This is a genomic window from Dermacoccus sp. CCH2-D9 (genome assembly GCF_001556795.1).
GTDB lineage: Bacteria > Actinomycetota > Actinomycetes > Actinomycetales > Dermatophilaceae > Dermacoccus > Dermacoccus nishinomiyaensis.
Map to the genome: position 1 here is coordinate 1 of NZ_LSJT01000003.1, position 24,449 is coordinate 24,449.

Below are 24,449 nucleotides of genomic sequence, written 5' to 3' on the forward strand. Positions count from 1 at the left end.
CGAAATCACCCAACTCAACCCCACGTGACTCCAATCAGGTTGACAGCTTCCGCACTCCTGCGATCTTCCTCACCATTCGCGATTTCCGTCCACCTCTGCGAACCACCTCCCCCGCTGCGATCTTCGTCCACTGTTGCGATTTTCGTCCACCTTCGCGGTCGACCCACGTGCTGCGCCGACGACGTAAATGTGGACGACAATCGCCAATGTGGACAGGAATCGCCGGAGGGGACGTAGATCGCGAAGGTGGACGGGATTCGCAGATGTAGACGTAGATCACAGATGGGTGCGGGACACGACGAACCCCCGCACGAGCCGTCAGCAGCTCGCGCGGGGGTTCGATTGGCGCGGGGTTCGAAAGGGCAGGATTCTATTGGCGCGAGCGAGGTTCGCGTGCAGGCACGCAAGCGCCCAGCACCTTTGGGGCACAGACGTCGGCCTGCCGGTCCTCGTCAGGCCTCACCGTCAGCCCTGGCCACCAGCCCTGGTCGTCAGTCCTGGTTCTGCGGGGGCAGGACGGCGATGATCGGGTGATCCTTCTTGATGACGCCCATCTTCGCGGCGCCACCGGGCGAGCCGAGGTCGTCGAAGAACTCGACGTTGGCCTTGTAGTAGTCGGCCCACTCCTCGGGCGTGTCGTCCTCGTAGTAGATGGCCTCGACGGGGCACACCGGCTCGCACGCGCCGCAGTCGACGCACTCGTCGGGGTGGATGTAGAGCGAACGCTCACCCTCGTAGATGCAGTCGACGGGGCACTCTTCGATGCAGGCCTTGTCCTTGACATCGACACAGGGCTGGGCGATGACGTACGTCACGGGTAGCTCCTCGGTGGTCGCGTTGCGCCCGCCGGCCGACCCGTGCAGAGGCGAGATGCGGACAGCGAACGTTCTTGGTATCCGAGCGTCACGGTGCGATGTTCGGATGGTTGCCTCCTAGTATGCCGATGTGCGCGACTCCGCCGAAAACAAGCCCACCCTTGCTTCCACCCTGCGAGAGGGCGCACGGGTCATGATTCGCCGGCGGCTGACAGCCGGCGAGATCGCCGCCGCCGCAGGCACGCTCGACGCGAACGCGACCCTGACGGACATCGTCGGCACCGTCCGCTCCGTCGACGTTGGCCATGTCGTCGTCGACACCCGGCGCGGCGAGGTGCGCGTCGCCATCACGCACATCGTGACGGCGAAGGCGCTCGGCCCACGCCCCGGCCGGCGTGGCGCGCCGCATCGCGCGGTCTCCGTCGAGGATCTCGAAGAGCTCATGACGGACGGCTGGCCGCCCCACGAACGTGAGTGGTTCGGACGCTGGATGCTGCGCGCTGCCGGCGGTTACACCGGGCGTGCCAACTCGGCTCTCGTCCTCGGCGAACCCGGCCCGTCGACGGCCGACGCGCTTGCCACCGTTCGACGCTGGTATGACGCTCGAGCGCTGCCGCCCCTGATCCAGGTGCCTCTCTCACCCGGCTTCTCGGCCGACGACGACCCCCTCGTCCAGAAGGCCACCACTCTCGGCTGGGAGGCGCTCCGCCCGGTACGTGTCATGACGGCCGCGAGCGCCGACGTCGCTGCGGCTGCGCGGCGCACGTCGACCAGCTCGAGGCGCACGAACGTCTCCCCCGCCCTCGACGACGCGTGGTGGTCGCTCGCCGATGACCGGGCCCGCACGCACGAGAGTGACGCCCGGCGCGTCCTGGAAGGCTCCGAGAAGCAGGTCTTCCTCGCGCTCACGCCGCCCGTTGACACGGACGGCATCACCTCCGGTGCGGCGGGCGCGCCCTCGGGAGCCGTCGCCCACGCTCGCCTGGCGCTGTCGCCGGGATGGGCCGGAGTGTTCGCCCTCGCCACCCGCCCCGACGTCCGCCGTCAGGGCCTCGCACGACAACTCCTGCGCGCCTGCGCCGACGAAGCGCTGCGCGCCGACGAGGCGTCGATGTACCTGCAGGTCGCCGCCGACAACGCACCGGCCATCGCTCTGTACGAATCGCTCGGCTTCACGACGCACCACAGGTACGTCTACCTCCAGCCGAACTGACCACCGAGGCACCGACCTCCGCGATCATCGCCCGGATTCGCGTCGCGCACGACGCGAATCCGGTCAGAGATCCACGCGCGCAGGCAGGGCGATGCCTCGAGAGACGCCGTTGACCCCCCTGCCCGCACTCAGGGCTCAGACGCCCTGACCACCTTGAGCGTCGTCGAGCAACTGCGCGAGGTGGATACCGCGACGTTCGGTGAGGTCGGCGATCTGGGTGCGGCACGAGAACCCATCGGCGAGCAGCGCAGCGTCGGGCTTGGCGTCCATCGCCGGCAGCAGCTGTTGTTCGGCGACCTTGACGCTCACCTCGTAGTGCCCCTGCTCGACGCCGAAGTTGCCTGCGAGGCCGCAGCATCCGCCGAGTTGCTGCAAGTTGGCGCCGGCGTCGCGCAACAGCGCGGCATCGGGCGACCAGCCCATCACCCCGTGATGGTGGCAGTGCGGCTGCGCGACCACGTCGCCACCGGACAGGTCGGGCGCCGTCCACCGGTCGTCACCGGCGAGGAACTCCGCGAGCGTCGACGTCGAGCGCGCCACCAGCGCGGCGTCCTCGTCGCCGGGCAGTAGCTCGGCGGCGTCACCGCGCAGCACGGCCGTGCACGACGGTTCGAGCCCGATGACGGGCACGTGACGACGCACGACGGGCGCGAGGTCACCGATCAACCCGCGCAGTTGCTTCTTCGCCCCGTCGAGCTGGCCCGTGGAGATCCACGTCAGACCGCAGCAGCCGGCGCGTTCGACGACGAACGGTTCCCAGCCTGCGCGCCGCAGCACACGAACCGCGGCCTGACCGACCTCGGGCGAGAAGTGGTCGGTGAACGTGTCGACCATGATGACGACGGCGTTGTCCGGCACCACGCCACGACGGTCGGCGTCCTCGAAGAACCCGACATCGTTCGTGCGGCACCAGTCACGGAACGACTCACGCGCCAACGACGGCACCGAGCGTCGCGGATCGACGCCGGCGAGCTTCTTGAGCACCGGCACCTTGCCCGTCACCGCGAGCGCCAGGTTGAACACGCCGGACGCCTTGTGTCCCAACCGAACCCAGCGCGGAAGCTGCCCCAACGCGTAGTGCGAGCGCGGACGCACGCGCCCCTTGTACGTCTGATGCAACACCTCCGACTTGAACGCGGGCATGTCGATACCCGTCGGGCAGTCCGATGTGCAGCCCTTGCACGACAGGCACAGATCGAGCGCCTCGTGCACCTCCGGCGAGCGCCAACCGTCGTTGACGAAACCGCCGGAGAGCCCGCCCTGCACCATCTCCTGCAGCAGCCGCGCGCGTCCGCGCGTCGAGTCCTTCTCGTCACCGGTCGCCGCGTAGCTCGGGCACATGACGTTCGTCGTCCCGATCGTGCTCGCGCGGCACTTGCCGATGCCGGTGCAGCGGTGGACGGCGCGCGCGAAGTCGCCGCCGTCATGCGCGTACGCGAGTGCGAGGTCCTTCGTCAGTGGCGGTACGTGCGCCATGCGGACGTCGGCCGCCGCCGGCGCGGGATCGACGAGGACGCCCGGGTTGAGCAGGTTCGTCGGGTCGAAGATCTCCTTGACGCCGGCGAACAACGCGAGCGCCTGCGGCGAGTACATCGAGCTGAGGTACTCGCTGCGGGCGCGCCCGTCGCCGTGCTCACCGGACATCGACCCGCCGTAGCGCGCCACGAGCTGCGCCGACCCGTCGAGGAATTCGTGCAGCACCTGCGTGCCGCCCGGCGCGCTGAGCGGAAAGTCGATGCGGATGTGCAGGCACCCGTCGCCGAAGTGGCCATACGGCAACCCGGAGAGGTCGTAGGTGTCGAGCAACGCGTCGAAGTCACGCAGGTACGCGCCAAGCTTTTCGGGCGGGACGGCGGCGTCCTCCCAGCCGGGCCACGCGGGCAGGTCCTTCGGCGAGCGCCCCGCAAGGCCGGCGCCGTCCTCACGCACCTTCCACAGCGCACTCGTCTCCGCGGCGTCGAGCACGACGCGCCCGTCGATCGCCCCGCAGCCGACGAGACACGCCTCGGCGCGCGCGAGCACCTCGTCGCGATCGTCGCCGGCGATCTCGACGAGCAGCCACCCCGACCCCTTCGGCAGCGCCGGGACGGCCTGCGCGCCGCGCCGCGCGATGAGGACGTCGACGAGCCGCCGGTCGATGCCCTCGCACGCCGTCGGCGTGAACTGACGCACGAGCGGCGCGGCGTCACCGGCGGCCGGCATGTCGTCGTAGCCGAGGACGACGAGGATGCGGAACGCCGGTTCCGTCACGAGCCCGACAGTGGCCTCCGTCAGCACCCCGAGCGTGCCCTCGGTGCCGGCCATGAAGCGTGTGACGTCGAACCCGCGTTCCGGCAGCAGCGTCTCCATCGCGTAGCCGGAGACCTGACGATCGAAGCGCCCGAACTCCTGCCGGATCGTCGCGAGGTTCGCGCCGACGAGGTCGTCGAGGCGCCCAAGGGAGGGGTGCGCGGCGGTCAGCGCGTCGCGCGACGCCCCGTGATCGAGGCGCACGAGCTCGCCCCCGGCCGTCGCCATCTCGAGCGAGAGCAGGTTGTCGCTCGTCTTGCCATACGCGAACGCCCGCGACCCGCACGCGTTGTTGCCGATCATCCCGCCGATCGTGCATCGCGTGTGCGACGACGGGTCCGGCCCGAAGCGCACCCCGTGCGGCAGTACCGCGCGCTGCAGGCTCTGATGCACCGCGCCGGGTTCGACGACGGCGCGCCGGTTCGCGACGTCGAGGTCGAGCACCTTGTTCATGTGCGTGCTGAAATCCATGACGATGCCGGGCCCGACGGCGTTGCCGGCGCATGACGTGCCCGCGCCGCGTGCGGTGATCGGCACGCCCAGACTGCGCGCGACGGCGAGGGTCTCGAGCACGTCATCGGTGTGGCGCGGACGCACGATCGCGCGCGGCAGCACGCGGTACAGGCTCGCGTCGCTCGAGTACGCGGCACGCTCGACACCGCTGACGAGGACGTCGGTGACCTCGTGATGACGCAGCTCGTGCGCGATGCGCCCGACGTCGATCGTGGCGGCATGCGCCGTGACGTCGGCGGCGGGCGTGAACGGGATGCTCGGCGTACTCACGCGTTCATTGTGCCGCGCCGCCCCTGGGCGCGTCGGGCAGCGTCGTAGATCAAGACAGGCCCCGGGTTCGTACGGCACAGTGGCGTCATGACGACCGCGACGCACGAAGCTACTGTCGAACAGATCTCCCTGACCACCGATGACGGCCTGACGCTCGCCGCGACGTGGCACCGACTCGCCGTCTCGTCGGCTGGCGACTCGTCTGACGAAGGCATGCCGACCGGCCGCACGCCGAAGCGTCCCGTCGTCATCGCGGTGCACGGCTACCCTGACGACCAGCGGGTCTGGGACGCGATGATCCCGCACCTCATCCCCCGCGCCGACGTCCTCACCTACGACACCCGTGGGTCGGGCCGTTCCGACGCGCCGCCGTCACGCGTCGGCTACGCCCTCGACAAGTTGCGCCGCGACGTCGATCGGGCCGTCACCGCAGCAGCCGAGAACGGGCATGAGGTTCATCTGCTCGCCCACGACTGGGGTTCGATCCAGGCCTGGCAGGCCGTGACGGACGACGGTGCGGCCTCCTGTGTGAGCAGCTTCACGACGATCTCGGGCCCATGTCTCGATCATGCGTCGCGCTGGATGCACGCGATGGCCCGTGGTTCGACCCACGATCTCCTGTTCCTCGCGCAGCAGGCCGCGTCGTCGACGTACATCGCGTTCTTCCAGACCCCGCTGCTTCCGGAACTCGTCATCCGCAGCGGCGCGTTCGGCCGGCTGCTGCAGCGCGGCGACGGTGCCGAGCGCGAGCGCCGCGACATGCTCGATGGCCTCGAGCTGTACCGCGCCAACATGGGGCTGCGCCGGCACGGCTCCAGCGCGGACGCGACCTCCGGGCCACGTCGCACCGACGTGCCGACTCAGATCGTCGTGCCGACGAAGGACCGCTACGTCCGCGAACCCATCGCCACGTACGGCGCGGCCTACGCCGCGACGTCCCGCGTGCGGCGTCTCGACGCCGGGCACTGGGCCGTGCGCTCGCACGCCGGCGACGTCGCCGACCTCGTCATCGAGCACGCCGGCCTTAGAGACCGGCGCGCCGACATCACGACGAGCCGACGCAGGTGATGATGTCGTCGGGTTGGTACTTCGTGTGGATCTTGTCGGTGCGCACCACGTTCGAGCCCTTCTTGAGGGTGCGCCACACGTCGACCTGGAAGCCTGGCGTGCCGTTTCCGACGGAGTTCTCGCATCCCTTGACGTCCTTCACGGTGCGTTGCTTCGGCTGCACCACGTCGGTCTTCGGCCCCGTCTTCGTCGACACGTCGTACTGGCGTGTGCCGTAGAAGTCCATGACGACCTTGTCGCCGCTCGTGCCCGCCTTGATGAGGATGAGGTGGCCGGTGTCGTTCGTCCACGTGTTGTCGACGCCGGGGTTCCACAGGGTTGCCTCACGACCCATCGGGTAGCGATCGATGTAGACGTCGTGCGGGGTGTGCTCGTCGAGCTGCACGCCCGCGAAGAACGCCGTGTTGTAGAGCACCGTCGAGACCTGGGAGACGCCGCCGCCCATGCCGTCGACGTGGATGCCGCCCTGCAGCGTGCCCGCCTCGACGTAGCCCTTCTCCTTCGTCAACGAGTACCCCAGGGCACGCAAAAGTGAGAACTGCTCACCGGGTCTGACCACCATCCCGTTGAGCGTCGCGAGCGCCGTCTCGATGTTGTGGGTGCGCGCGGCGTTCTCGGCGCCGCCGGGCAACTTGGACTCGAAGTGCGCCATCGATGTGGTGGGCAGCGACGAGACGTCGATGTCCTTCTCGGTCACCTGCGGCTGCATCGGCTTCATGGGCAGGTTCGCGACGTGGTTGCCCGTCAGTGCTGCCGCGACGACCGACTGCACCTTCGAGGCGTCGATCTGCTGGCCGGCCTTGCCCGGCTGCACGCTCGGCTTCCCGTCCTTCCACACGACCTTCGCGTCCGTCGCGATGTCGTTCTGCATGTCGGTGCTGCGCTCGAGGACGTGGGCGAGCAGTGCGTCCGCGTCGACCTTGATGGAGGGCTTTCCGTGCGCGTCCGTGTCGGAGGAGATGACCTCGGAGACATCGGAGGGTTTCATCGTCACGGTCTCGCCATTGGCCTTGACCTGCAGCGGCTCGGACATCGCCTTCTTCGCATCGCCCGCCGCGAACGCGGTGACGGCGTCCTGCGTCGCGTCGGCCTGCTTGTCGACGAGCTTCGTGGTGTAGGCCGTGGTGCCCGGCCAGTGCTCGGCGACGTCCTTCGCGACCGCCTTCTCGTCGACGCTCTTGCCCGGCGCGCCCTTGACGACGACGACCTCACCGTTGATGAACTTCACCTTGCCCTGCGTGGGCGCGCCCTTGATCGAGGTGCCCGCCGAGCTTTTGACGAGACGCGCCAGCGCCGCTTCGTCGACCGTGTACCGCGGCGTGACGGCGCCGCCGTCACCGCTGATGTGATGGATGAGGCGGGTAGGCGACAGGCTGAACCCGGTGACGCCGTCGAGCGTGCGCGCCACGTCCGGCTTCCATGCGCTGGACGGCTCGAACGCGAACTTCTGCCCGTCGGCCGTGACGGTGGCCTGCTGCTGCGCCCCCGGGCCCGGCAGGCCGGAGACCTGACGCGAGGCCTGTTCCATCGTCATCCCGCCGATGCTGCGGCCCGCGACGGTGGTACCGCCCGCGATCGTGTCCTTGTAGTGGTAGCAGGCCCCGACGTAGCCGATCGCCGCCACGGCGAGCACACCGGCGCCCCCGAACCAGGCCAGATGCCTGCGCCGACGCGTGCCGTCCGGCTGCGTCGCCTGCACCTGCTCGTCGTCCGCCACGGTGACCTCCTGCATGTCTCGAACCCGCGAAAACCCCGCGCCACGGGTCGCACCATTGCACCACGAACGGCGGCGTCCGACGATCTGGGCACGAGCGACGCGTCAGCGCAACCGGCCGAATGCGCCCCGGTAATACGTGAGGGCGTCCTCGGGAGCGTCGCCGACGGCGAGCGTCAGCACCTCACCGACGACGATCGTGTGGTCGCCCGCGTCGAGGGTCGAGACCGTGCGGCACTCGAACTCCGCGAGGGCGTCGTCGACGAGGGCGAGGCCCGTCGCGTCACCGCGGTGGTGCGGCACGCGGTCGAGCTGGCCGTGCAGCGGACGCCCGCGCGTCGCGAGCCACGACGCGATCGGCTTCGCACTCGCACCGAGCAGGGAGACCGCCCATTCGCCGCGCTCCATGACCGCCTCGAAGAAGCGGGCCTCGCGTTCGACGCTGATGAGCATGAGAACAGGGTCGAGCGAGACACTCGTCAACGAGTTGATCGTCATGGCGTGGTCGATGTCGCCGACGCGCGTCGTCACGACGCTGACGCCCGTCGCGAGACGACCGATGGCCTTGCGGTAGTGGTCGGGGTCGACCGGTTCGTGGTGGGAGGTCATGCGATCAGCTCCGGGCGCGTCGCGCTCGGCGTGGCGTTCTCGGCGCCGACGATGCGGCGGCGAGCGCGGGCGTCGTACTCGGTGAACCCCTCACGTCCCGAAAGACGTGCGGCGACGTCGTTGGAGAGCGCGTAGACCTCGTCGGCGACGCTGACCTGCGTGCGGTGCTCGCGCAGCGCCTTGATCTGGAGGCTGACGGCGGCGTCATCGACGACCGCGTGCGTCACCTCGTCGTCGGGCACGACGGACGGCGGGTAGGCGTCGTCGCGCTCGGGGACGACGAAGCCCGTCTCGTGGAGGAACTCGGGCGAGCACATCGCGTGCAGCCAGGCGCGATCCTCCTGTGCCCACGACTGCGGCGTCAGGGTGATGAACAGCCTCGGGCGCGCGGTCGATGCGGCGAGCGCGGCGACCGTCACCTCGTGCGTGCGGATGTGGTCGGGATGGCCGTAGCCGCCCTGCTCGTCATAGGTGACGACGACGTCGGGCGCGAGCGCGTCGACGTACGCGGCGACGTCGGCAGCGACGGCCTCGATGTCGGCGCCCGTGAACGCCCGGGGGTGGGATGCCGACGGCGTGCCTGCCATGCCCGAATCGCGGTACGTGCGCGCCTCAGGGCGGTTCGCGAGGGCGCGGAAGGCGTCGTCACCGAGGACGACCGACGACGTCACCCCCATCGCCGTCATCGCGCGGCGCAGTTCCTCGCGACGCACCGGAGCGAGCTCGTCCGCGACGTCGTCGGGACGCGCTGAGCCGGCGGGCAGTTCGAGGTGTTTGAGGTCGTCAGGGATGACCTCGCCCTCCTCCCCCAGCGTGCAGGTGAGCACGTGCACCTCGTCACCCCGCGCGACGTGATGCGCCATCGTCACACCCGTCCACAGCGATTCGTCATCAGGATGCGCATGCGCGAAGAGAAGCCGAGCCATGAGGTCAACCTTCGTCCTCCACGCGCCGAAACGCAAAGAGCGCAGTGGCTGCATGCCTGGGGTCGAAGGCTCAGCGGCGGTACCGCACCGCCCCGTCCTCGAACCGGAACCCGATCGGAAACTCCGTGGTGATGACGCCGTCGGCGTCGTTCACATGCACCGCGTCGGCGTACTCTGCCGCCTCCTCGGCCGTCGCGAACACCCCGAGGACGGTGTTGTGGGGCGTCTCGTCGTGCTGAACGATCCAGACGCTCTCCCGGTTCTTCTTCATGGCCCTACTCTGCCGCACGCGAAACGGCCGGCCACCCTCGTTCGAGAGTGGCCGGCCGTTCGTCGATCGTCAGCTGATCAGGTCAGCTCTTGTTCGCGTTACGAACACGCGACGCGGTGCGCGCGCGCTCACCGGCGTTGAGCACGACCTTGCGGATGCGCACGGCGGTCGGGGTGACCTCGCAGCACTCGTCCTCACGGCAGAACTCGAGGCTCTGCTCGAGGGAGAGCTGACGCGGCGGGATGACCTTCTCGAAGTTGTCGGCGGACGACGCGCGAACGTTCGTCAGCTTCTTCTCCTTGGTGATGTTGACGTCCATGTCGTCGGCGCGGCTGTTCTCGCCGACGATCATGCCCTCGTACACCTCGGTGCCCGGCTCGACGAACAGCGTGCCGCGCTCCTGCAGGTTGACCATCGCGTACGACGTGACGGGGCCCGTGCGGTCGGCGACGAGCGACCCGGCGACGCGCGTCGTGATGGTGCCCGCCCACGGCTCGTAACCCTCGGACGTCGAGTGCGCGATACCCGTACCGCGCGTCTCGGTGAGGAACTCGGTGCGGAAGCCGATGAGGCCACGCGCGGGGACGACGAACTCCATGCGGATCCAACCGGTGCCGTGGTTCGTCATCTGCTCCATGCGGCCCTTGCGGGCAGCGAGCAGCTGCGTGATGGCGCCGAGGTACTCCTCGGGTGTGTCGACCGTCAGGCGCTCGAACGGCTCGTACAGCTTGCCGTCGATCTCACGCGTGACGACCTGCGGCTTGCCGACGGTCAGCTCGAAGCCCTCGCGGCGCATCTGCTCGACGAGGATGGCGAGCGCCAGCTCACCGCGGCCCTGCACCTCCCAGGCGTCGGGACGCTCGGTCGGCAGGACGCGCAGCGACACGTTGCCGATGAGCTCCTTGTCGAGGCGGTCCTTGACGAGACGCGCGGTCACCTTCGTGCCGCGCTCCTTGCCGACGAGCGGCGAGGTGTTCGTTCCGATCGTCATCGAGATCGCGGGCTCGTCGACCGTGATGAGCGGCAGCGGCTCCGGGTTCTCGGCGTCGGCGAGGGTCTCGCCGATCGTGATGTCGGGGATGCCGGCGACGGCGATGATGTCGCCGGGGCCCGCGGCCTTCTCGGACGGCTTGCGCTCAAGGCCCTCCGTCATGAGCAGTTCGGTGATCTTCACCTTCTGCTGCGTGCCGTCGGCCTTGCACCACGTCACCTGCTGGCTCTTGGCGATCTCACCGTTGAACACGCGCAGCAGCGCGAGTCGGCCGAGGAAGTTGTCCGAGTCGAGGTTCGTCACGTGCGCCTGCAGCGGCGTGCCCTCCTCGTACGTCGGGGCGGGGATCGTCTCGAGGATCGTCTTGAACAGCGGCTCGACGGAGTCACCCTCGGGCAGGCCACCGTCGTCGGGACGCACGGTCGAGGCGATGCCGTTCTTCGCCGACGCGTAGACGATCGGGAACTCGATCTGGTCCTCGTCCGCGTCGAGATCCATGAACAGTTCGTAGACCTCGTCGATGACCTCGGCGATGCGGCTGTCGGGACGGTCGACCTTGTTGATGCACAGGATGACGGGCATCTTCGCGTCGAGGGCCTTGCGCAGCACGAAGCGCGTCTGCGGCAGCGGACCCTCGGAGGCGTCGACGAGCAGGACGACACCGTCGACCATCGACAGACCGCGCTCGACCTCACCACCGAAGTCGGCGTGACCGGGGGTGTCGATGATGTTGATCGTGACGAACTCACCGTCGTCGAGGCCCGCGACCTCCTTCGCGGCGGGGCCCGCGTAGTGGATCGCGGTGTTCTTCGCGAGGATCGTGATGCCCTTCTCACGCTCGAGGTCACCGGAGTCCATGACTCGCTCTCCGGTGGTCTCGACGGTGGCGCGCTCGGCGAACACGCCGGCCTGCCAGAGCATCTTGTCGACGAGGGTGGTCTTGCCGTGGTCGACGTGGGCGACAATGGCGACGTTGCGAACGTCGTTACGAGACTTCAAAGCCATGCTTGCCATTGTCGCAGGGTTTTCGACCTGCCGGGGACGCGGTCCATCCGAGGGTCCGCAAGGCCGCGCCCTCGGGGTGCGGATGATGGACGCACCTGATGGTTCGACCGGCCGCAAGGCCGCGCCCTCGGGGTACGGGCCGAGCCGAAGCCAACGTGACCGGACTCATCGAAGCCTCACCTACGTGGCGCTCGCATCGTCGATCGCGCACGATGCGCGTCATGACGACCACGACTCCCCACAGCGGCGAGGCCCACGATGCCGGGCATGCCGCGAAGCTCAACTGGCTGCGCGCCGGCGTTCTCGGAGCCAACGACGGCATCGTCTCCGTCGCCGGCCTCGTCATGGGTGTCGCCGGAGCGACGGCTGAGCGCACCCCCATCATCATCGCGGGTGTCGCGGGCATCGTCTCTGGTGCGCTGTCGATGGCCGTCGGCGAGTACGTCTCCGTCTCGACGCAGCTCGACAGCGAGAAGGCGCTCCTCGCCAAGGAGAAGCTCGAGCTCGCCACGATGCCCGACGAGGAACTCGCCGAACTCACGCAGATCTACGTCGACAAGGGTCTCGACGAGCCCCTCGCTCGCGAGGTCGCCGTCCAGCTCACCGAGAAGGACGCGCTGCGTGCGCACGCCGACGCCGAACTCAACCTCGACCCCGACGACCTCGCGAACCCGTGGACGGCCGCCGGTGCATCGTTCGTGTCGTTCGCCCTCGGTGCTCTCATCCCGCTGCTCGCGATCCTGCTGCCGTCGCCGTCGCTCAGGGTGCCGGTGACGGTTGTCGCCGTCGTCATCGCGCTCGCGATCACCGGCTTCGTCAGCGCGCGCATCGGTGGCGCCCAGCGCGGACGCGCCGTCGCCCGCAACGTCGGTGGCGGCGTACTCGCCATGGCCATCACCTTCGGCGTCGGTTCGCTCGTCGGCACGGGCGTCGCCTGAGCTGTCTGACCTGAGCGGCTGTCTGACCTGTACGACCGGTGGGTCTGCCCGGGTGTCCGCATCTGCCCGGCTGACGCTGCAGCTGCTCGACTTTTGCGCATCTGCGCGAGGAATGTGACGCACATTCCTCGCGCAGATGCGTATTTCTCGCGCAGCTGGGTTTGGTTCAGTGAATGGCTGGCTCCCCGCGGGGAGTTCCATCAGGACACGAGGTGCTGCGCCGTCCGCGTCGATGTGACGAGTTGTCCACAGGGCCTCAGCGGCCGGGCCTCATTCTCGACCAGGCTGGGCTCATGACGACGATCCCCCGCGCGAGCGCCGGCGGCGCGGTCCGCTCCGACACCGCCCCTCAGGGCGCTCGGGCCTTCACTCCGAACGACACCGCCGCGAGCGTCCACCACCCGGTCGACCCCGATACCGACCCCTCACCGAACGCCCGTGGTGCGGCCGCCTCCGACGCGAGCGCCCCCGGCGTGACGATTCCCGACGTGCTCCTCGCACTGTCACGGCTGGGGCATTTCACGCGGGCGCAGGCCCTGGGCGCGGGCGTCACCGATTCGCAGTTGCGACGCTGGGGGCAGGCGGGTGTGCTGACCCGCCTCGGTCAGGGTCTCTACGCCGTACAGCCCGCGCCCGGCATGGCCGGCGGCGTCACGCGCACAGATGGGCCAGACGACCCCTGGCAGGCAGCCCGTGAGGATCACCTGCGGCGGGCGGTCGCACTGCTCGAGGCCATTCCCGGCAGCTACCTCACCGGTGTGACGGCCGCGCTGGCCCACCAGCTGCCGGTGCTCACCATGCCGACCACGGTCGAGATGTCCCGTCGCCCGTACGGACCCAGCACCCGCCCCGGCCTGGCGATGCGTCGGCCGTGGGGCGCCGGGCCGGCCGACGTCCCCCTCGCCGGCATCGCGCGGCCCGTGCAGGGCCTGGCCCAAGTCGGCATCGACATCGCGGCCCACCACGGCATCCCCGACGGTCTCGTCGTCGCCGACGCAGCTCGCCGTCTGGGCCTCGACGCCGATGCCCTCGTCGCCGCGGCGGACGCCTTCGGAACTCGCGCGGGCGCTCATCAGGCACGAACGGTGGCACGGTTCGCGGATCCGCGAACCGAGTCGGCTGCGGAATCACGGGCCCGCTGGGTGCTGGCGACGTTGGGGTACACCGTCATCCCGCAGTTCGAGGTGTACGACGCGCACGGACGGTTCGTGGCGCGCGCCGACTTCCTCGTGGCGGGGACGAACGTCATCGTCGAGGTCGACGGGCTGCTCAAGTACACCGACCGCGAAGCGCTGCGCCGCGAGAAGCTCCGCGAGGTCGCCCTGCAGCGACTCGGCTACCACGTCGTCCGCGTGCTCTACCGCGACCTCGACCACCACGAGCGCGTGAGGTCACTCGTGCGCGAGGCCGTCGCGCTTGCGGCACGAGCCTCCTGAACGAGCGACCTCGGGCGGGCACCCGCCGCGCCGTTGAACGAGCGGGCCACCCGCCTCACCGCGCCACGAGAGCCCAGCTGCACGAGAAATGTGCATCTGCACGAGGAATGTGCGGCACATTCCTCGTGCAGATGCACAAAAGTCGAGCAGCTGATCCGCCGGCCCGCCGGCCGCACGTCAGCGTCGGGCCTGTGCACCGGCCGCGGGGGCTTCAGCCGTCGCGCGGGTCGACGAGACCGGAGCCCTCGGGCGCGTGGGCGGGGTCGGTGCCGCGTTCGACGATACGGTTGTCGCCGTCGACGAACACGACACGCGGCTCGTGCGTCGCGACCTCGTCGGGACCGAACATTCCGTACGCGATGAGGATGACGGTGTCCCCCACCCCGACGAGGTGAGCGGCGGCACCGTTGATGCCGATGCGCCCCTCACCCGCAGGGCCGGCGATGACGTAGGTAGTGAGTCGGTGGCCGTTGTCGACGTCGACGATGTCGATCTGCTCGCCCTCGACGAGGTCGGCGGCCTCCATGAGGTCGGACGAGATGGTGCACGAGCCGACGTAGTGCAGGTCGGCGTGCGTGACGGTCGCGCGGTGAATCTTGGCTCGCATCAGGGTGCGCAGCATGAGGGCCTCCTCCTCGAAAACGGCCTCAAGCGTACGTCCACGAGGCGTCGTCCCCCAGGAAGCGGAGGACCGCCACCCGGCGGCAGGCGATCACCGACGTCTCGGCAGGTCACCCCAGAGGCGGAGGCCTACGGACTCGCACGTCGCGTGGCGGCGTGATGGGATCGAGCCATGCCTCGACTCGGTGACCTCTCCGCCCTGGCCGGCCGCCCGTTCGCGGCCGTGCTGTTCGACAACGACGGCACGCTCGTCGACTCGACGCCCGCCGTCATCCGCTCATGGGTGGCGTGGGCGCGCGAGTACGACATCGACCCGCACCTGCTCGGCCAGCATCACGGGGTGCCGGCGTCGGGCATCATCGCGCAGATCGCGCCGCATCTGAGCCCCGGCGAGGCGGAGGTCGCGCTGGCCCGCATCACGGCGATGGAACTCGCAGACACGGACGGGGTCGTCGCGCTGCCCGGAGCTGTCGACGCGGTCGCGGCGCTGCTGCCCCGTCGGTGTGCGGTCGTGACGTCGGCGACGCATGAACTTGGGTTGGCGCGCCTGCAGGCCGCGGGCATCCCGCTCCCGGACGTGGTCGTGACGTTCGACGACGTCGAGCACGGCAAGCCGCACCCCGACCCGTTCCTCGTGGCTGCCGAGCGTCTCGGGGTCGCCGCCGAAGAATGCCTTGTCGTCGAGGACGCACCAAGCGGTCTGCGCGCGGCGAAGGCCGCAGGATGCGCGACGCTCGCGCTGACGTCGACGACGAACGTCGCCAACCTCGACGCGACAACGGACGCCGACGCAATCGTCGATTCCCTTGCTGCTGTTCGCTTTTCAGTGACGAACTCTACGGTGCAGATCGCGACACCTTGACCCTGCGGGGCGGCGCGGCACCGCACCCCCGCGGGCTCCTGTCGAGGCAGTACAGCCTGAATACACGCGGCGGAAACTCCCAAGCTCGGGCCCCGGAGGCCCGCGGGGTCGCGGGTCGGCTGCCAAACTCCCAAGCTCGGGCCTCTGAGGCCAGCGGTCACGTGACGAGCCCTCCCCGCCTGTCATTCGATGTTCATGTTCACTGCACCGGCAAGGTGCTCCACACGACGGAACAGACCGGGCCGGCGGCGTAGCGTTGAGGTCATGAGCGATCGCGTTGTTCTCATCGGTGCCGGTGACGTCGGGGTGGCGTACGCGTACGCCCTCGTCAACCAGGGTCTCGTCCACGAGTTGTCCATCATCGACATCAACACTCAGAAGGTGACGGGCGAGGTGATGGACCTCAACCACGGCGTCGTGTGGGCGCCGTCGCCGACGCGCGTGACGGTGGGGTCATACGACGACTGCGCCGACGCCGACCTCGTCGTCATCACCGCGGGTGCGGCGCAGCGCCCGGGTGAGACGCGGCTCGACCTCGTCGGGCGCAACGTCGAGATCTTCCGCTCGATCGTCGGCTCCGTGATGGATACGGGTTTCGACGGCATCTTCCTCGTCGCCAGCAACCCGGTCGACGTGATGGCCTACGCCACCTGGAAGTTGAGCGGTCTGCCGTCCGAGCGTGTCATCGGTTCGGGCACGACGCTCGACTCGGCGCGCCTGCGTTTCATGCTCGGCGAGCTGTACGACGTCGCACCGTCGAGCGTGCACGCGTCGATCATCGGTGAGCATGGCGACACCGAGGTGGCCGCACTGTCGTCCGCGAACGTCGCGGGCGCGCCGCTGTCACGCGACCTCGAGAGCGTGCCGGGGCGCCGTGAGGAGATCGAGCGTGTCTTCACCGACACGCGTGAGGCGGCCTACCGCATCATCGACGCGAAGGGTTCGACGTCGTACGGCATCGGCATGGCCCTCGCGCGCATCACCCGCGCCATCCTGCGCGACGAGTACACCGCACTGCCGGTCTCGACGAAGCTGCACGGCACGTACGGCATCGACGACCTGTTCATCGGTGTGCCCACGGTGCTGGGGCGCAGCGGAGTCAAGAGCGTCGTCGAACTCGACCTGAACGACGCCGAACGCGACGCCCTCGCCCACTCCGCCAAGGTACTCAGCGGCGTCGTCGACTCGACGGGGCTACGCGACTGAACGCTCCGAGACGACGACAGACGACGAAAGGGGTTGGGGAGGTTTGCGCGTCTGAGCGCACGAACCTCCACAACCCCTTCGCCGGTGGGAGGGCTCGTCAGGCGGACGGGTGCGTCATGTCGGCGGGCACGACCCAGCGGTCGAAGTCCTCGCCCGTGACGTCACCGGACGCGAGCGCCGCTTCGCGCAGCGTCGTGCCCTCCTTGTGCGCCTTTTTCGCGATGGCGGCGGCCTTGTCGTAGCCGATGTGACGGTTGAGCGCCGTCACGACCATGAGGTTCGAGGCGAGGTTGGCGTCGATGCGCTCCCGGTTCGGCTCGATGCCACGTGCGCAGTGCGCGGTGAACGAACGGCACGCATCCGAGATGAGGCGGATGCTCTCCAGCACGGCGTGCGCCATGACGGGCTTGAACACGTTGAGCTGGAAGTTGCCCTGCGAGCCGGCGAAACCGACCGTCGCGTCGTTGCCGAACACGCGGGTGGCGACCATCGTCATCGCCTCGCACTGCGTCGGGTTGACCTTGCCCGGCATGATCGAGCTGCCCGGCTCGTTCTCCGGGATGACGAGTTCGCCGATGCCGTTGCGCGGCCCGGACGCGAGCCAACGCACGTCGTTCGCGATCTTCATGAGCGCCCCGCCGAGCAGCCTGAGCGACGAGCTGACGGCGACGAGCTCGTCGTGCGCCGACAGCGACGCGAACAGGTTGTCGGCCTGGTGGAAGCTCTCGCCCGTGATCTCGGAGATCTTCTGCGCGGCGAGCATGCCGAAGTCGGGGTGCGCGTTGAGCCCCGTACCGACGGCGGTACCACCGATCGCGAGCGCCCGCGTCGCCTGCTCGGCCTGACGCACCTGCGACAGCGCGAAGTCGAGCTGCGCGACCCAGCCGCCGATCTCCTGACCGAGACGGATCGGCGTCGCGTCCTGCAGGTGGGTGCGCCCGACGCAGATGACGTCGTCGAACTCCTTCGCCTTGGCGTCGAGCACGTCACGCAGCTCGGTGACGGCCGGATAGAGGCGCTCGACGAGGTCGAGGACGACGGCGATGTGCATCGCCGTCGGGAACGTGTCGTTCGACGACTGACCGCGGTTGACGTGATCGTTGGGGTGAACGGGCTTCTTCGAGCCGCGCTCTCCGCCGGCGAGTTCGATCGCGCGGTTGGAGATGACCTCGTTGGCGTTCATGTTCGACTGCGTGCCCGAGCCTGTCTGGAACACGACGAGCGGGAACTGATCGTTCAGCTTGCCGTCGATGACGTCGTCCGCGGCCCTCTCGATGAGCTCCGCGACGTCCTTCGGGAGCTGCTCGAGATCGGCGTTCGCCTGCGCGGCGGCCTTCTTGAGGATGCCGAGTGCCCGCACCATGACGGGCCCCCACACGAACGTGTCACGGCCGATGTCGAAGTTCTCGATGCTGCGCTGCGTCTGCGCGCCCCAGTAGGCGTTCTCGTCGACCTCGATCTGACCCATGCTGTCGGTTTCGATGCGCTTGACCATGCCTCCAGCTTAGGCACGCCTCACCACGATCGCGAACGCCCGGAGGGGTGCGCGGCGAGGCCACCCTCGTCGTCAGCGCCCAGCCGTAACCCTCTGCGTCCAGATGCACCCGGGCGCACTTGGACGCAGGTGGGCGGGAGGTCACAACCAGTCGTTGTGGCGGAAGATCGCGTAGAGCCCGCCCGACAACGCGACGATGACGACGACGCTCATGACGAGCCCCGAATGCGCCTGGAAACCGGGGTAGGGCACGTTCTGGCCGAACCAGCCCGTCACGGCCGTCGGCACCGAGATGATCGCGGCCCACGCGGCGAGTTTCTTCATGATCGTGTTGAGCCGCGCGTCCTGCAGCGACAGGTTCGTCTCGAAGACGGTGCTCACCATGTCACGCAGCGACTCGGTCCACTCCGAGGCACGCAGCACGTGGTCGTACAGGTCGTCGTACCAGGCGTCGAGCGGCCCGCCCGTGCGCCCGCGGTGACGCATGAGCGCGTTGACGACCTCACGCATCGGCAGGACGGCGCGGCGCAGCGCGACGAGATCCTTGCGGATCGCGTACGTCGTGCGGACGAACTCGCTGCCGGTGCGCCGCTCCGCGAACAACGTCTCCTCGAGGCCTTCGAGAGCGTCGTCGAGCGACTGGATTGTGTCGAAATGGCCGTCGACGACGTAGTCGAGCAACCCGTGCACGAGCGCGCCGCTGCCCTGCGTCATGAGTGAGGCGGAATCATCCCAGCGCTTCACGACCTCACCCATGTCGAACGCTTCGCAGTGCGGCGAGCTGACCCTGATCGTGATGAGCGCCCGCGGCAGCACGATGCCGCTGATGCGCGTGACGCTGAGGTGGCTGCGCCCGTCAGCGTGCTCGGCGAGGGTGTCGGTCGCGAGCTGCGTGGCGTACACGGTGAAGAACAGATGGTCGGCGTGAGCCGTCACCTTGGCGCGCTCGTGCGGAGCGAGAGCATCCTCGACCACAGTCCCGCTCACGCCCAACCGCAGGACGAGCTGACGCAGTTGCTCCGGCGACGGGTCGAGCAGGTCGACCCAGACGAGGTTCTCCTCGTCGCGCATCGCGTCGGCGAGCGCACCCGCCTCGATGGAGCGCGCCTTCGTCTCTTTCCTGCGCCACACCCGCGCGTCAGCGATATCGAGACCCTCGATCATGACGGCTCACCGGCGCGCGGGGGGTTCGAGCGAAGCGGAGCAGGACGAATCATGAGCGCATTGTGACGCATCGCCCCGACAAGACGCTGTGGATCGCGCCGACAGGACGCTGGGATCGTCGCGGCCCGGTTCACGGGGCGGAAGCACCCACGGACCATCGCGCTACTCGCTTCGTCGTTCGTCGCGGCCCGCTCACGGGTCGCAGGCCCTAGGCTGACGGCATGTCCTTCACGGAGTACTTCAGCCCTGACCGTTTCGACTCCCCCGCCACCGAGGACGACCTCACGCACGCCGAGAAGAAGCTCGGCGTTACCTTTCCCGACGACCTGCGCGCCTTCTGGCTGACGACGGCGACGTACAACGGCAACGTCCACATGGCCGACGGCACCGACGGGCCCTACCTGCGCGTGCTGCACCCGAGTTCGGTGACCAAGACCGGCGACATCGTCGTCTTCGGCCGCGGCGAGGACTGGGACTTCGGCGTCGTCCCCGGTCACCCGACGCGCTGGGTCGACGTCGAGCGCGACAGCGGCGAGGAGCTCAGCGAGCTCGGCGCCACGTTCGTCGGCTTCCTCGAGTCGCTTCGCAACGAGCACGCCGAGCAGGACGACCTGTTCGCCTGAGGGCGGCGATCAGGGCGCTATGACGCGCCCACGCTGACCATGACAACCGGGCGTCAGGCGTGATGACGGCGCCGGGCGCGGCGCGTGGTGCGTCATCACGACGCATCGGCGGGGCGCTGCTCCGTCGTCACTGCGCCTCGAACCACTCGGTCCACGAGCGCCCGCGGTCCTCGGAATGGCGGGCATCTCGACACCGGCGAACCTCCAGTGCCACCGCGCCGGCACACCCGTCAGAGCGTCTCGACGAGCCGGATGCGCTGCAGCACGACGGGCGTCGCATCGTCGACGACGAGGTCGGGGTCGCCGAGCTCGGCCCGCATCGCGTCGGAGGCCCAGAAGCGCTCGTGCGCCCCGCGCCATTCGTCGACGCTGCGGTACCCCTCCCCCTCGTCGACGGCGTGCTCGAGGTCGACCTCTCCCAGCGGGACGACGCGCACCTCGACTGTCTCGGTGACGCCGACGGGCATCCCCGCCGACGAGATGAGCACCTCGCGCTCACCGACTCGCGGCAGTTCATCGTCCACTGAATACGCGGCTGCCAGGGATGATGTCGCCGTCTTGGCACCGCGAAGGATCGGCGCGAGCAACGCGTCCCGTTGCGGGCCCGCGAACCCGTACAGACCGGGTCGGGCACCGGGCCACTGCGCGTCGATCGCGATCTGACGAAGCCTCTCCACGTAGCTCTCCCAGGAGAACTCGTCGCTCCACGGCAGGTTGGGGTTCGCCTCACGCATGCCGACGCGTCCGTCGAGCAGTTCGCGCAGGACGTCGACCTGCCCCGCGTGGCGGGCCACCTCCACACTCAGGTGGACGAGTACGCGGTGCAGGGTGACGTCGGGCTGCGGCCACCACGGCACGTGGCCGGCGGCGTCGAGGTCGAGGCTCGCGATCGTCTCGTCGGCGTGTGCGACGGCCCGGCGGTAGAGGCGCACGACGCTCTCCACGGTCTCGTCGGACGTCGCCCACAGGTCGGCGTTGGGCTCGGCGTCCTGCCCCATCCACGGCAGCTCCTCGCCGGGGCGGTCGAAGACATGCCCGAGGTAGCCGTACTCCATCGCTGCGAGGTGCTTGACGATGCCGAGCAGGTTCGACCCCGTCGACGTCATCGGCCAGCGCAGCTGCCACTCGTCGAGGCCCTCGAGCTTCCACAGGATCGCCGAACGCAGCGAGTCGAGGTACGTCTTCAGCGTGGCCTTGTCGTCCATTCGACCAGGGTAGGTGGCGGCGGTGACAATGGAGCGCATGCCCACCTCGACTCCCACGACGTCGTTCACCGCAGCGCAGAGCCACGCCCTCATCCGCTCGGTGTTCGGCATCTTTCTCGTCAACGGCCTGATGATCGGGGCCTGGGGCGGTTCGCTGCCCGGCCTCCGTGAACGCCTGCACACCGACGCGTCGGGGATCGGGCTCGTCCTCCTGCTGGCCGGGGGCTCCGCGATCGTGGCCATGCAGGTGAGCGGCCGCGTTTCCGACCGGTTCACACCGCGCCTGCCGTCACTCGTCGGCGGAGTCGGCCTCGCCATCGGGTTGCTGGTGGTCGCGTTCGCCCCGAACTACCCCACCCTCGTGGTCGGCGGCGTGATGATCGGCGCGTGCAACGGTGTCATGGACGTCGCGATGAATGCCCTCGGCGTCGACGCCGAGCGGGCCTCCGGTACGGCGATCATGAGCCGGTTCCATGCGTTCTTCTCGCTCGGAGGTTTCCTCGGCGCCCTGCTCGTCATGGGCTCGGCGAAACTGCAGGGCGGCGACGGGGCTGATCCGAGGTGGGCCCTCGTCGCGGCAGCGATCTTTGCCGGGGCGGGGCTCACCGCACTGTTCGCTCTGACGCCGCAGGCACCGCATGTCGAGGACAGCACGGACGACGCCGCGCCGATCAGCCCCAGGAGCGGCGACGCACCGCCGCGACCCGGCATCCCGCCGCAGGCGTGGCTGCTCGGCGTCATGGCCTTGTTCTTCGGGTTCACGGAGGGCACCGCGATCGACTGGGCCTCGATCCACGTCACGGACGTCGCGCACGTCGACCCGGGGGTCGGCGCGGCCGGTCTCGTCTGCGTGTCCGCGACGATGGTCGTCATCCGGCTGCTCGGCGACTCACTCGTGGCACGATTCGGGCGCGCCGCCGTCGTGCGCTTCGGCGCGCCCGTCGCGGTGGCCGGGTTCGGCGTCGTCATCACCACGTCGTCGCTGCCGCTCATCCTCGTCGGCTGGCTGCTCGTCGGGTTGGGTGTCGGCATGATCGCCCCGCAGATCTACGCCATCGCCGGCCACATCGGCGGCGGCCGCGTGCTCGCCATCGTCACCGCTTTCGGCTATACCGCGTTTCTCGCCGGGCCCGGCATCATCGGCTTCCTCAGCAACCACTTCGGCATCCAGCGCGCGATGATCCTGCCGTTCGTCGCGGGCCTGCTGTTGACGGGGCTGACGTTCACCGCGGCGTTGCGCGACCCACAGGAGAGCTGACGCCTCGTCCCCGCCGGGTCAGTCGAGCGCCTGCCCCCGACGTTCGGGCAGCGCGAGCGCGGCAAGCGTCGCGACCGCGAAGGCTGCGGCGATGACACCGAACGTCCAGCCCTCGCCGTGATGGGTGAACACCCAAGGCACGACGAGCGGCGCCACGATCGAGGCGATGCGCCCGAACGCCGTCGCGCCGCCGGCGCCGCCCGCGCGCATGAGCGTCGGGTAGATCTCGGGCGTGATGGCGTACAGCGCACCCCACGCGCCGAGGTTGAAGAAGCTGAGCGCGCACCCGGCGGCCATGATCGTCGTCTCCGACGTGGCCTGACCGAACAGCAGCGCCGACACCGTCGAACCTGCGAGGAAGAGCGCGAGCGTCGGTCGGCGTCCGATCTTCTCCACGCACACCGCAGCCACCGCGTATCCGGGCAACTGTGCGATCGTGATGACGAGGGTGAAACCGAACGACTTCGCCACCGGGAAGCCGTTCGCGACGAGGAATGTCGGGATCCACAAGAAGGCCCCGTAATAGGCGAAGTTGACGCCGAACCACGTCGCCCACAGAGCGGCCGTCCGCGTTCGATACGGCGCGGAGAACGGGCTCGCGGGCTCTGACGTTCTGGTCGTCTCGCCGTCGACGGTGGTTCCCTGCGCGCCCGCGTGGGTGTCGGCAGCGTCGTCGAGGTGCGCGCCGTCGCTGCGCTGCGCCGGACCCGCCGCGGCCTCGAACGAGCGCACGATGCGCTCGGCGTCGTCGTCGCGGCCGGCCCTTTCCAGGAAGCGCACCGACTCAGGCAACCCACGACGCACGTGGATCGCGTAGAGAGCGGGCACGAGCCCGAGCGCCATCGCCCAGCGCCACCCGTTGTCGTGCGGCACGATCGTGAATCCGATGACGGCCGCGAGCAGCCACCCGAGCGCCCAGAACGACTCGAGGGCGACGACCATCCGTCCACGCAGGCGCTTCGGGGCGAATTCGCTCACCAGGGTCGAGGCCACCGGGAGTTCCGCGCCGAGGCCGAGCCCGACGACGAAGCGCAGGGCGCACAGGACGAGGAAGCTCGGTGCGAGCGCCGACAGACCCGTCGCGAGGCCGTAGACGACGAGTGTGCCCGCGAACACGGTGCGGCGCCCGATGCGGTCGGCCAGGGCGCCGCCGACACCGGCGCCGATCGCCATGCCGACGAAGCCGATCGAGGCGAGCACCGACAGGTCGCCGGTCGTCAGCCCCCACTCCTTCTTGACCGCCACCATGAGAAAGCTGATGAGCCCGACGTCCATCGCGTCGAGCGCCCAGCCGACGCCCGAACCGACGAGCATCGAGCGATGACGCGCCGTGAACGGCAACCGATCGAGCCGCTCGGTTCGACTCGCGGGAGCCGAGAGTGGGGTGGGACGGACCGTCATGGCGCCGCTCTTTTCGTCACATGGGAAAGAAAGGAATGACGTTCACCCTAACGCCTTTGTGTCATGACGATGAATAAAACGTCACGCCGACTTTCGGCGGGGCACGAACGCGAGCAGCGCAACGGCTGCGACGACGGTGAGGCAGCACAGCGTCGCGTAGGTCGTGGCGCCGGCGACGAAGCCTGCGCCGATGCCGCGCCCGCTCCGGCAAGCGAGACGAGGACGTCGCACGTGCCCTGCGTGCAGGCGCGGGTGGCGCTGGAGGTGGCGTCGACGAGCATCGTCGTGCCGGCCAGCAATCCAGCGTTCCAACCCAACCCCAGCAGCACGAGCGCCGCGATCATCACATCCCCTTGGCCGCCGCCCTCCCCGGTGAACTCCCCCTGCTGCGTGGTTGGTGCTGGCCTCGTTGGATTCGCGGGTGGGTCTGGCGGTCGAGGATGTGGCGCTGAAGGCGCAACTGTGCCCCACCCCTGGTGAGGTGTCGGGGTGGACGCGACGGGGACTGCTGCACGGATAGGTGACATCGACTCTGTGGTGCCGTTCGGTGCCGCAG

The 24,449-nt window shown here is 69.2% G+C and carries 21 protein-coding genes; 8 read left to right on the forward strand and 13 right to left on the reverse strand.

The genetic code is table 11. From position 1 onward, the window contains the following. Window positions 1–491: 491 nt before the first annotated feature. The gene (fdxA, locus tag AX669_RS00110) at window positions 492–815 is read right to left on the reverse strand and encodes a ferredoxin (RefSeq protein WP_006947414.1); all 324 of its coding nucleotides are present in this window, start codon (window positions 813–815) and stop codon (window positions 492–494) included. 193 nt (window positions 816–1,008) lie between these two features. On the opposite strand from fdxA, the gene AX669_RS00115 reads away from it, so the two are divergent. Beyond that, window positions 1,009–2,028, forward strand: a complete 1,020-nt coding sequence (locus AX669_RS00115; protein ID WP_062255814.1) for a GNAT family N-acetyltransferase — start codon at window positions 1,009–1,011, stop codon at window positions 2,026–2,028. Window positions 2,029–2,163: 135 nt separating this feature from the next. On the opposite strand, the gene AX669_RS00120 is transcribed toward AX669_RS00115, so the two are convergent. After that, window positions 2,164–5,100, reverse strand: a complete 2,937-nt coding sequence (locus tag AX669_RS00120; protein WP_197418807.1) for an FAD-binding and (Fe-S)-binding domain-containing protein — start codon at window positions 5,098–5,100, stop codon at window positions 2,164–2,166. 87 nt (window positions 5,101–5,187) lie between these two features. Here AX669_RS00120 and AX669_RS00125 point away from each other — a divergent pair, with 87 nt between their 5' ends. After that, window positions 5,188–6,168, forward strand: a complete 981-nt coding sequence (locus AX669_RS00125; protein ID WP_062255816.1) for an alpha/beta fold hydrolase — start codon at window positions 5,188–5,190, stop codon at window positions 6,166–6,168. Here the strand turns inward: AX669_RS00125 and AX669_RS00130 are convergent. The 5 genes from AX669_RS00130 to typA form a co-directional block, all read right to left on the reverse strand. Beyond that, window positions 6,146–7,900, reverse strand: a complete 1,755-nt coding sequence (locus tag AX669_RS00130) for a VanW family protein (RefSeq protein ID WP_062255819.1) — start codon at window positions 7,898–7,900, stop codon at window positions 6,146–6,148. The two genes, AX669_RS00125 and AX669_RS00130, sit on opposite strands and share 23 nt — an antisense overlap. A gap of 87 nt (window positions 7,901–7,987) precedes the next feature. Next, window positions 7,988–8,491: a flavin reductase family protein gene (locus AX669_RS00135; protein ID WP_006947412.1), complete on the reverse strand. Its 504-nt coding sequence runs from the start codon at window positions 8,489–8,491 to the stop codon at window positions 7,988–7,990. Continuing rightward, window positions 8,488–9,417 (reverse strand): PIG-L family deacetylase, encoded by a 930-nt coding sequence (locus AX669_RS00140; protein ID WP_062255821.1) that lies wholly within the window; start codon window positions 9,415–9,417, stop codon window positions 8,488–8,490. The genes AX669_RS00135 and AX669_RS00140 overlap by 4 nt, the downstream gene beginning before the upstream one ends. Window positions 9,418–9,487: 70 nt before the next feature. After that, entirely contained in the window at window positions 9,488–9,688 is a 201-nt protein-coding gene (locus tag AX669_RS00145) for a hypothetical protein (protein WP_062255822.1), read from the reverse strand. 82 nt (window positions 9,689–9,770) lie between these two features. Then, window positions 9,771–11,684 carry a translational GTPase TypA gene (gene typA, locus AX669_RS00150; RefSeq protein WP_062255824.1) on the reverse strand — a complete coding sequence of 638 codons (1,914 nt, stop codon included), beginning with the start codon at window positions 11,682–11,684 and terminating at the stop codon, window positions 9,771–9,773. 212 nt (window positions 11,685–11,896) lie between these two features. Here typA and AX669_RS00155 point away from each other — a divergent pair, with 212 nt between their 5' ends. Further along, window positions 11,897–12,622, forward strand: a complete 726-nt coding sequence (locus tag AX669_RS00155) for a VIT family protein (protein ID WP_062255826.1) — start codon at window positions 11,897–11,899, stop codon at window positions 12,620–12,622. Between the two features lie 293 nt (window positions 12,623–12,915). After that, window positions 12,916–14,058 carry a type IV toxin-antitoxin system AbiEi family antitoxin domain-containing protein gene (locus AX669_RS00160; protein WP_006947436.1) on the forward strand — a complete coding sequence of 381 codons (1,143 nt, stop codon included), beginning with the start codon at window positions 12,916–12,918 and terminating at the stop codon, window positions 14,056–14,058. A gap of 211 nt (window positions 14,059–14,269) precedes the next feature. Here AX669_RS00160 and panD read toward each other — a convergent pair whose 3' ends face one another. Then, window positions 14,270–14,680 carry an aspartate 1-decarboxylase gene (gene panD, locus AX669_RS00165; protein WP_006947480.1) on the reverse strand — a complete coding sequence of 137 codons (411 nt, stop codon included), beginning with the start codon at window positions 14,678–14,680 and terminating at the stop codon, window positions 14,270–14,272. A gap of 171 nt (window positions 14,681–14,851) precedes the next feature. Here panD and AX669_RS00170 point away from each other — a divergent pair, with 171 nt between their 5' ends. Both AX669_RS00170 and AX669_RS00175 read left to right on the forward strand, forming a co-directional pair. Continuing rightward, on the forward strand, window positions 14,852–15,541 hold the full coding sequence (locus AX669_RS00170; RefSeq protein ID WP_006947431.1) for an HAD family phosphatase: 690 nt from the start codon (window positions 14,852–14,854) through the stop codon (window positions 15,539–15,541). A gap of 264 nt (window positions 15,542–15,805) precedes the next feature. After that, window positions 15,806–16,747, forward strand: coding sequence for an L-lactate dehydrogenase (locus tag AX669_RS00175; protein ID WP_006947407.1), 942 nt, complete (start codon window positions 15,806–15,808; stop codon window positions 16,745–16,747). Window positions 16,748–16,844: 97 nt separating this feature from the next. On the opposite strand, the gene fumC is transcribed toward AX669_RS00175, so the two are convergent. Then, window positions 16,845–18,242 (reverse strand): class II fumarate hydratase, encoded by a 1,398-nt coding sequence (gene fumC, locus AX669_RS00180; protein ID WP_062255828.1) that lies wholly within the window; start codon window positions 18,240–18,242, stop codon window positions 16,845–16,847. 141 nt (window positions 18,243–18,383) lie between these two features. Next, the gene (locus AX669_RS00185; protein WP_062255830.1) at window positions 18,384–19,406 is read right to left on the reverse strand and encodes a magnesium transporter CorA family protein; all 1,023 of its coding nucleotides are present in this window, start codon (window positions 19,404–19,406) and stop codon (window positions 18,384–18,386) included. A 221-nt stretch (window positions 19,407–19,627) separates the two neighbouring features. Between AX669_RS00185 and AX669_RS00190 the strand changes: the two genes are divergently transcribed. Further along, on the forward strand, window positions 19,628–20,029 hold the full coding sequence (locus tag AX669_RS00190; RefSeq protein WP_006947443.1) for an SMI1/KNR4 family protein: 402 nt from the start codon (window positions 19,628–19,630) through the stop codon (window positions 20,027–20,029). 230 nt (window positions 20,030–20,259) lie between these two features. Here AX669_RS00190 and AX669_RS12830 read toward each other — a convergent pair whose 3' ends face one another. Beyond that, window positions 20,260–21,234, reverse strand: a complete 975-nt coding sequence (locus AX669_RS12830) for a DUF664 domain-containing protein (RefSeq protein WP_074046208.1) — start codon at window positions 21,232–21,234, stop codon at window positions 20,260–20,262. Between the two features lie 37 nt (window positions 21,235–21,271). Between AX669_RS12830 and AX669_RS00200 the strand changes: the two genes are divergently transcribed. Then, window positions 21,272–22,492 carry an MFS transporter gene (locus AX669_RS00200; RefSeq protein WP_231729349.1) on the forward strand — a complete coding sequence of 407 codons (1,221 nt, stop codon included), beginning with the start codon at window positions 21,272–21,274 and terminating at the stop codon, window positions 22,490–22,492. Between the two features lie 18 nt (window positions 22,493–22,510). Here the strand turns inward: AX669_RS00200 and AX669_RS00205 are convergent, their stop codons facing one another. Beyond that, window positions 22,511–23,893 carry an MFS transporter gene (locus AX669_RS00205; RefSeq protein WP_062255834.1) on the reverse strand — a complete coding sequence of 461 codons (1,383 nt, stop codon included), beginning with the start codon at window positions 23,891–23,893 and terminating at the stop codon, window positions 22,511–22,513. A gap of 81 nt (window positions 23,894–23,974) precedes the next feature. Continuing rightward, entirely contained in the window at window positions 23,975–24,124 is a 150-nt protein-coding gene (locus AX669_RS13135; protein ID WP_156444873.1) for a hypothetical protein, read from the reverse strand. Between the last annotated feature and the right edge of the window lie 325 nt (window positions 24,125–24,449).

Coding starts and splice junctions, on each gene's coding strand:
- AX669_RS00175 (WP_006947407.1), top strand. CDS start 15,806: ATGAGCGATCGCGTTGTTCTCATCGGTGCCGGTGACGTCGGGGTGGCG.
- fumC (WP_062255828.1), bottom strand. CDS start 18,242: ATGGTCAAGCGCATCGAAACCGACAGCATGGGTCAGATCGAGGTCGAC.
- AX669_RS00155 (WP_062255826.1), top strand. CDS start 11,897: ATGCGCGTCATGACGACCACGACTCCCCACAGCGGCGAGGCCCACGAT.
- AX669_RS00145 (WP_062255822.1), bottom strand. CDS start 9,688: ATGAAGAAGAACCGGGAGAGCGTCTGGATCGTTCAGCACGACGAGACG.
- AX669_RS00135 (WP_006947412.1), bottom strand. CDS start 8,491: ATGACCTCCCACCACGAACCGGTCGACCCCGACCACTACCGCAAGGCC.
- AX669_RS00200 (WP_231729349.1), top strand. CDS start 21,272: ATGCCCACCTCGACTCCCACGACGTCGTTCACCGCAGCGCAGAGCCAC.
- AX669_RS00185 (WP_062255830.1), bottom strand. CDS start 19,406: ATGATCGAGGGTCTCGATATCGCTGACGCGCGGGTGTGGCGCAGGAAA.
- AX669_RS00125 (WP_062255816.1), top strand. CDS start 5,188: ATGACGACCGCGACGCACGAAGCTACTGTCGAACAGATCTCCCTGACC.
- typA (WP_062255824.1), bottom strand. CDS start 11,684: ATGGCTTTGAAGTCTCGTAACGACGTTCGCAACGTCGCCATTGTCGCC.
- AX669_RS00140 (WP_062255821.1), bottom strand. CDS start 9,417: ATGGCTCGGCTTCTCTTCGCGCATGCGCATCCTGATGACGAATCGCTG.
- AX669_RS00160 (WP_006947436.1), top strand. CDS start 12,916: ATGACGACGATCCCCCGCGCGAGCGCCGGCGGCGCGGTCCGCTCCGAC.
- panD (WP_006947480.1), bottom strand. CDS start 14,680: ATGCTGCGCACCCTGATGCGAGCCAAGATTCACCGCGCGACCGTCACG.
- AX669_RS00205 (WP_062255834.1), bottom strand. CDS start 23,893: ATGACGGTCCGTCCCACCCCACTCTCGGCTCCCGCGAGTCGAACCGAG.
- AX669_RS00115 (WP_062255814.1), top strand. CDS start 1,009: ATGATTCGCCGGCGGCTGACAGCCGGCGAGATCGCCGCCGCCGCAGGC.
- AX669_RS00190 (WP_006947443.1), top strand. CDS start 19,628: ATGTCCTTCACGGAGTACTTCAGCCCTGACCGTTTCGACTCCCCCGCC.
- AX669_RS12830 (WP_074046208.1), bottom strand. CDS start 21,234: ATGGACGACAAGGCCACGCTGAAGACGTACCTCGACTCGCTGCGTTCG.
- AX669_RS00170 (WP_006947431.1), top strand. CDS start 14,852: ATGCCTCGACTCGGTGACCTCTCCGCCCTGGCCGGCCGCCCGTTCGCG.
- AX669_RS00130 (WP_062255819.1), bottom strand. CDS start 7,900: ATGCAGGAGGTCACCGTGGCGGACGACGAGCAGGTGCAGGCGACGCAG.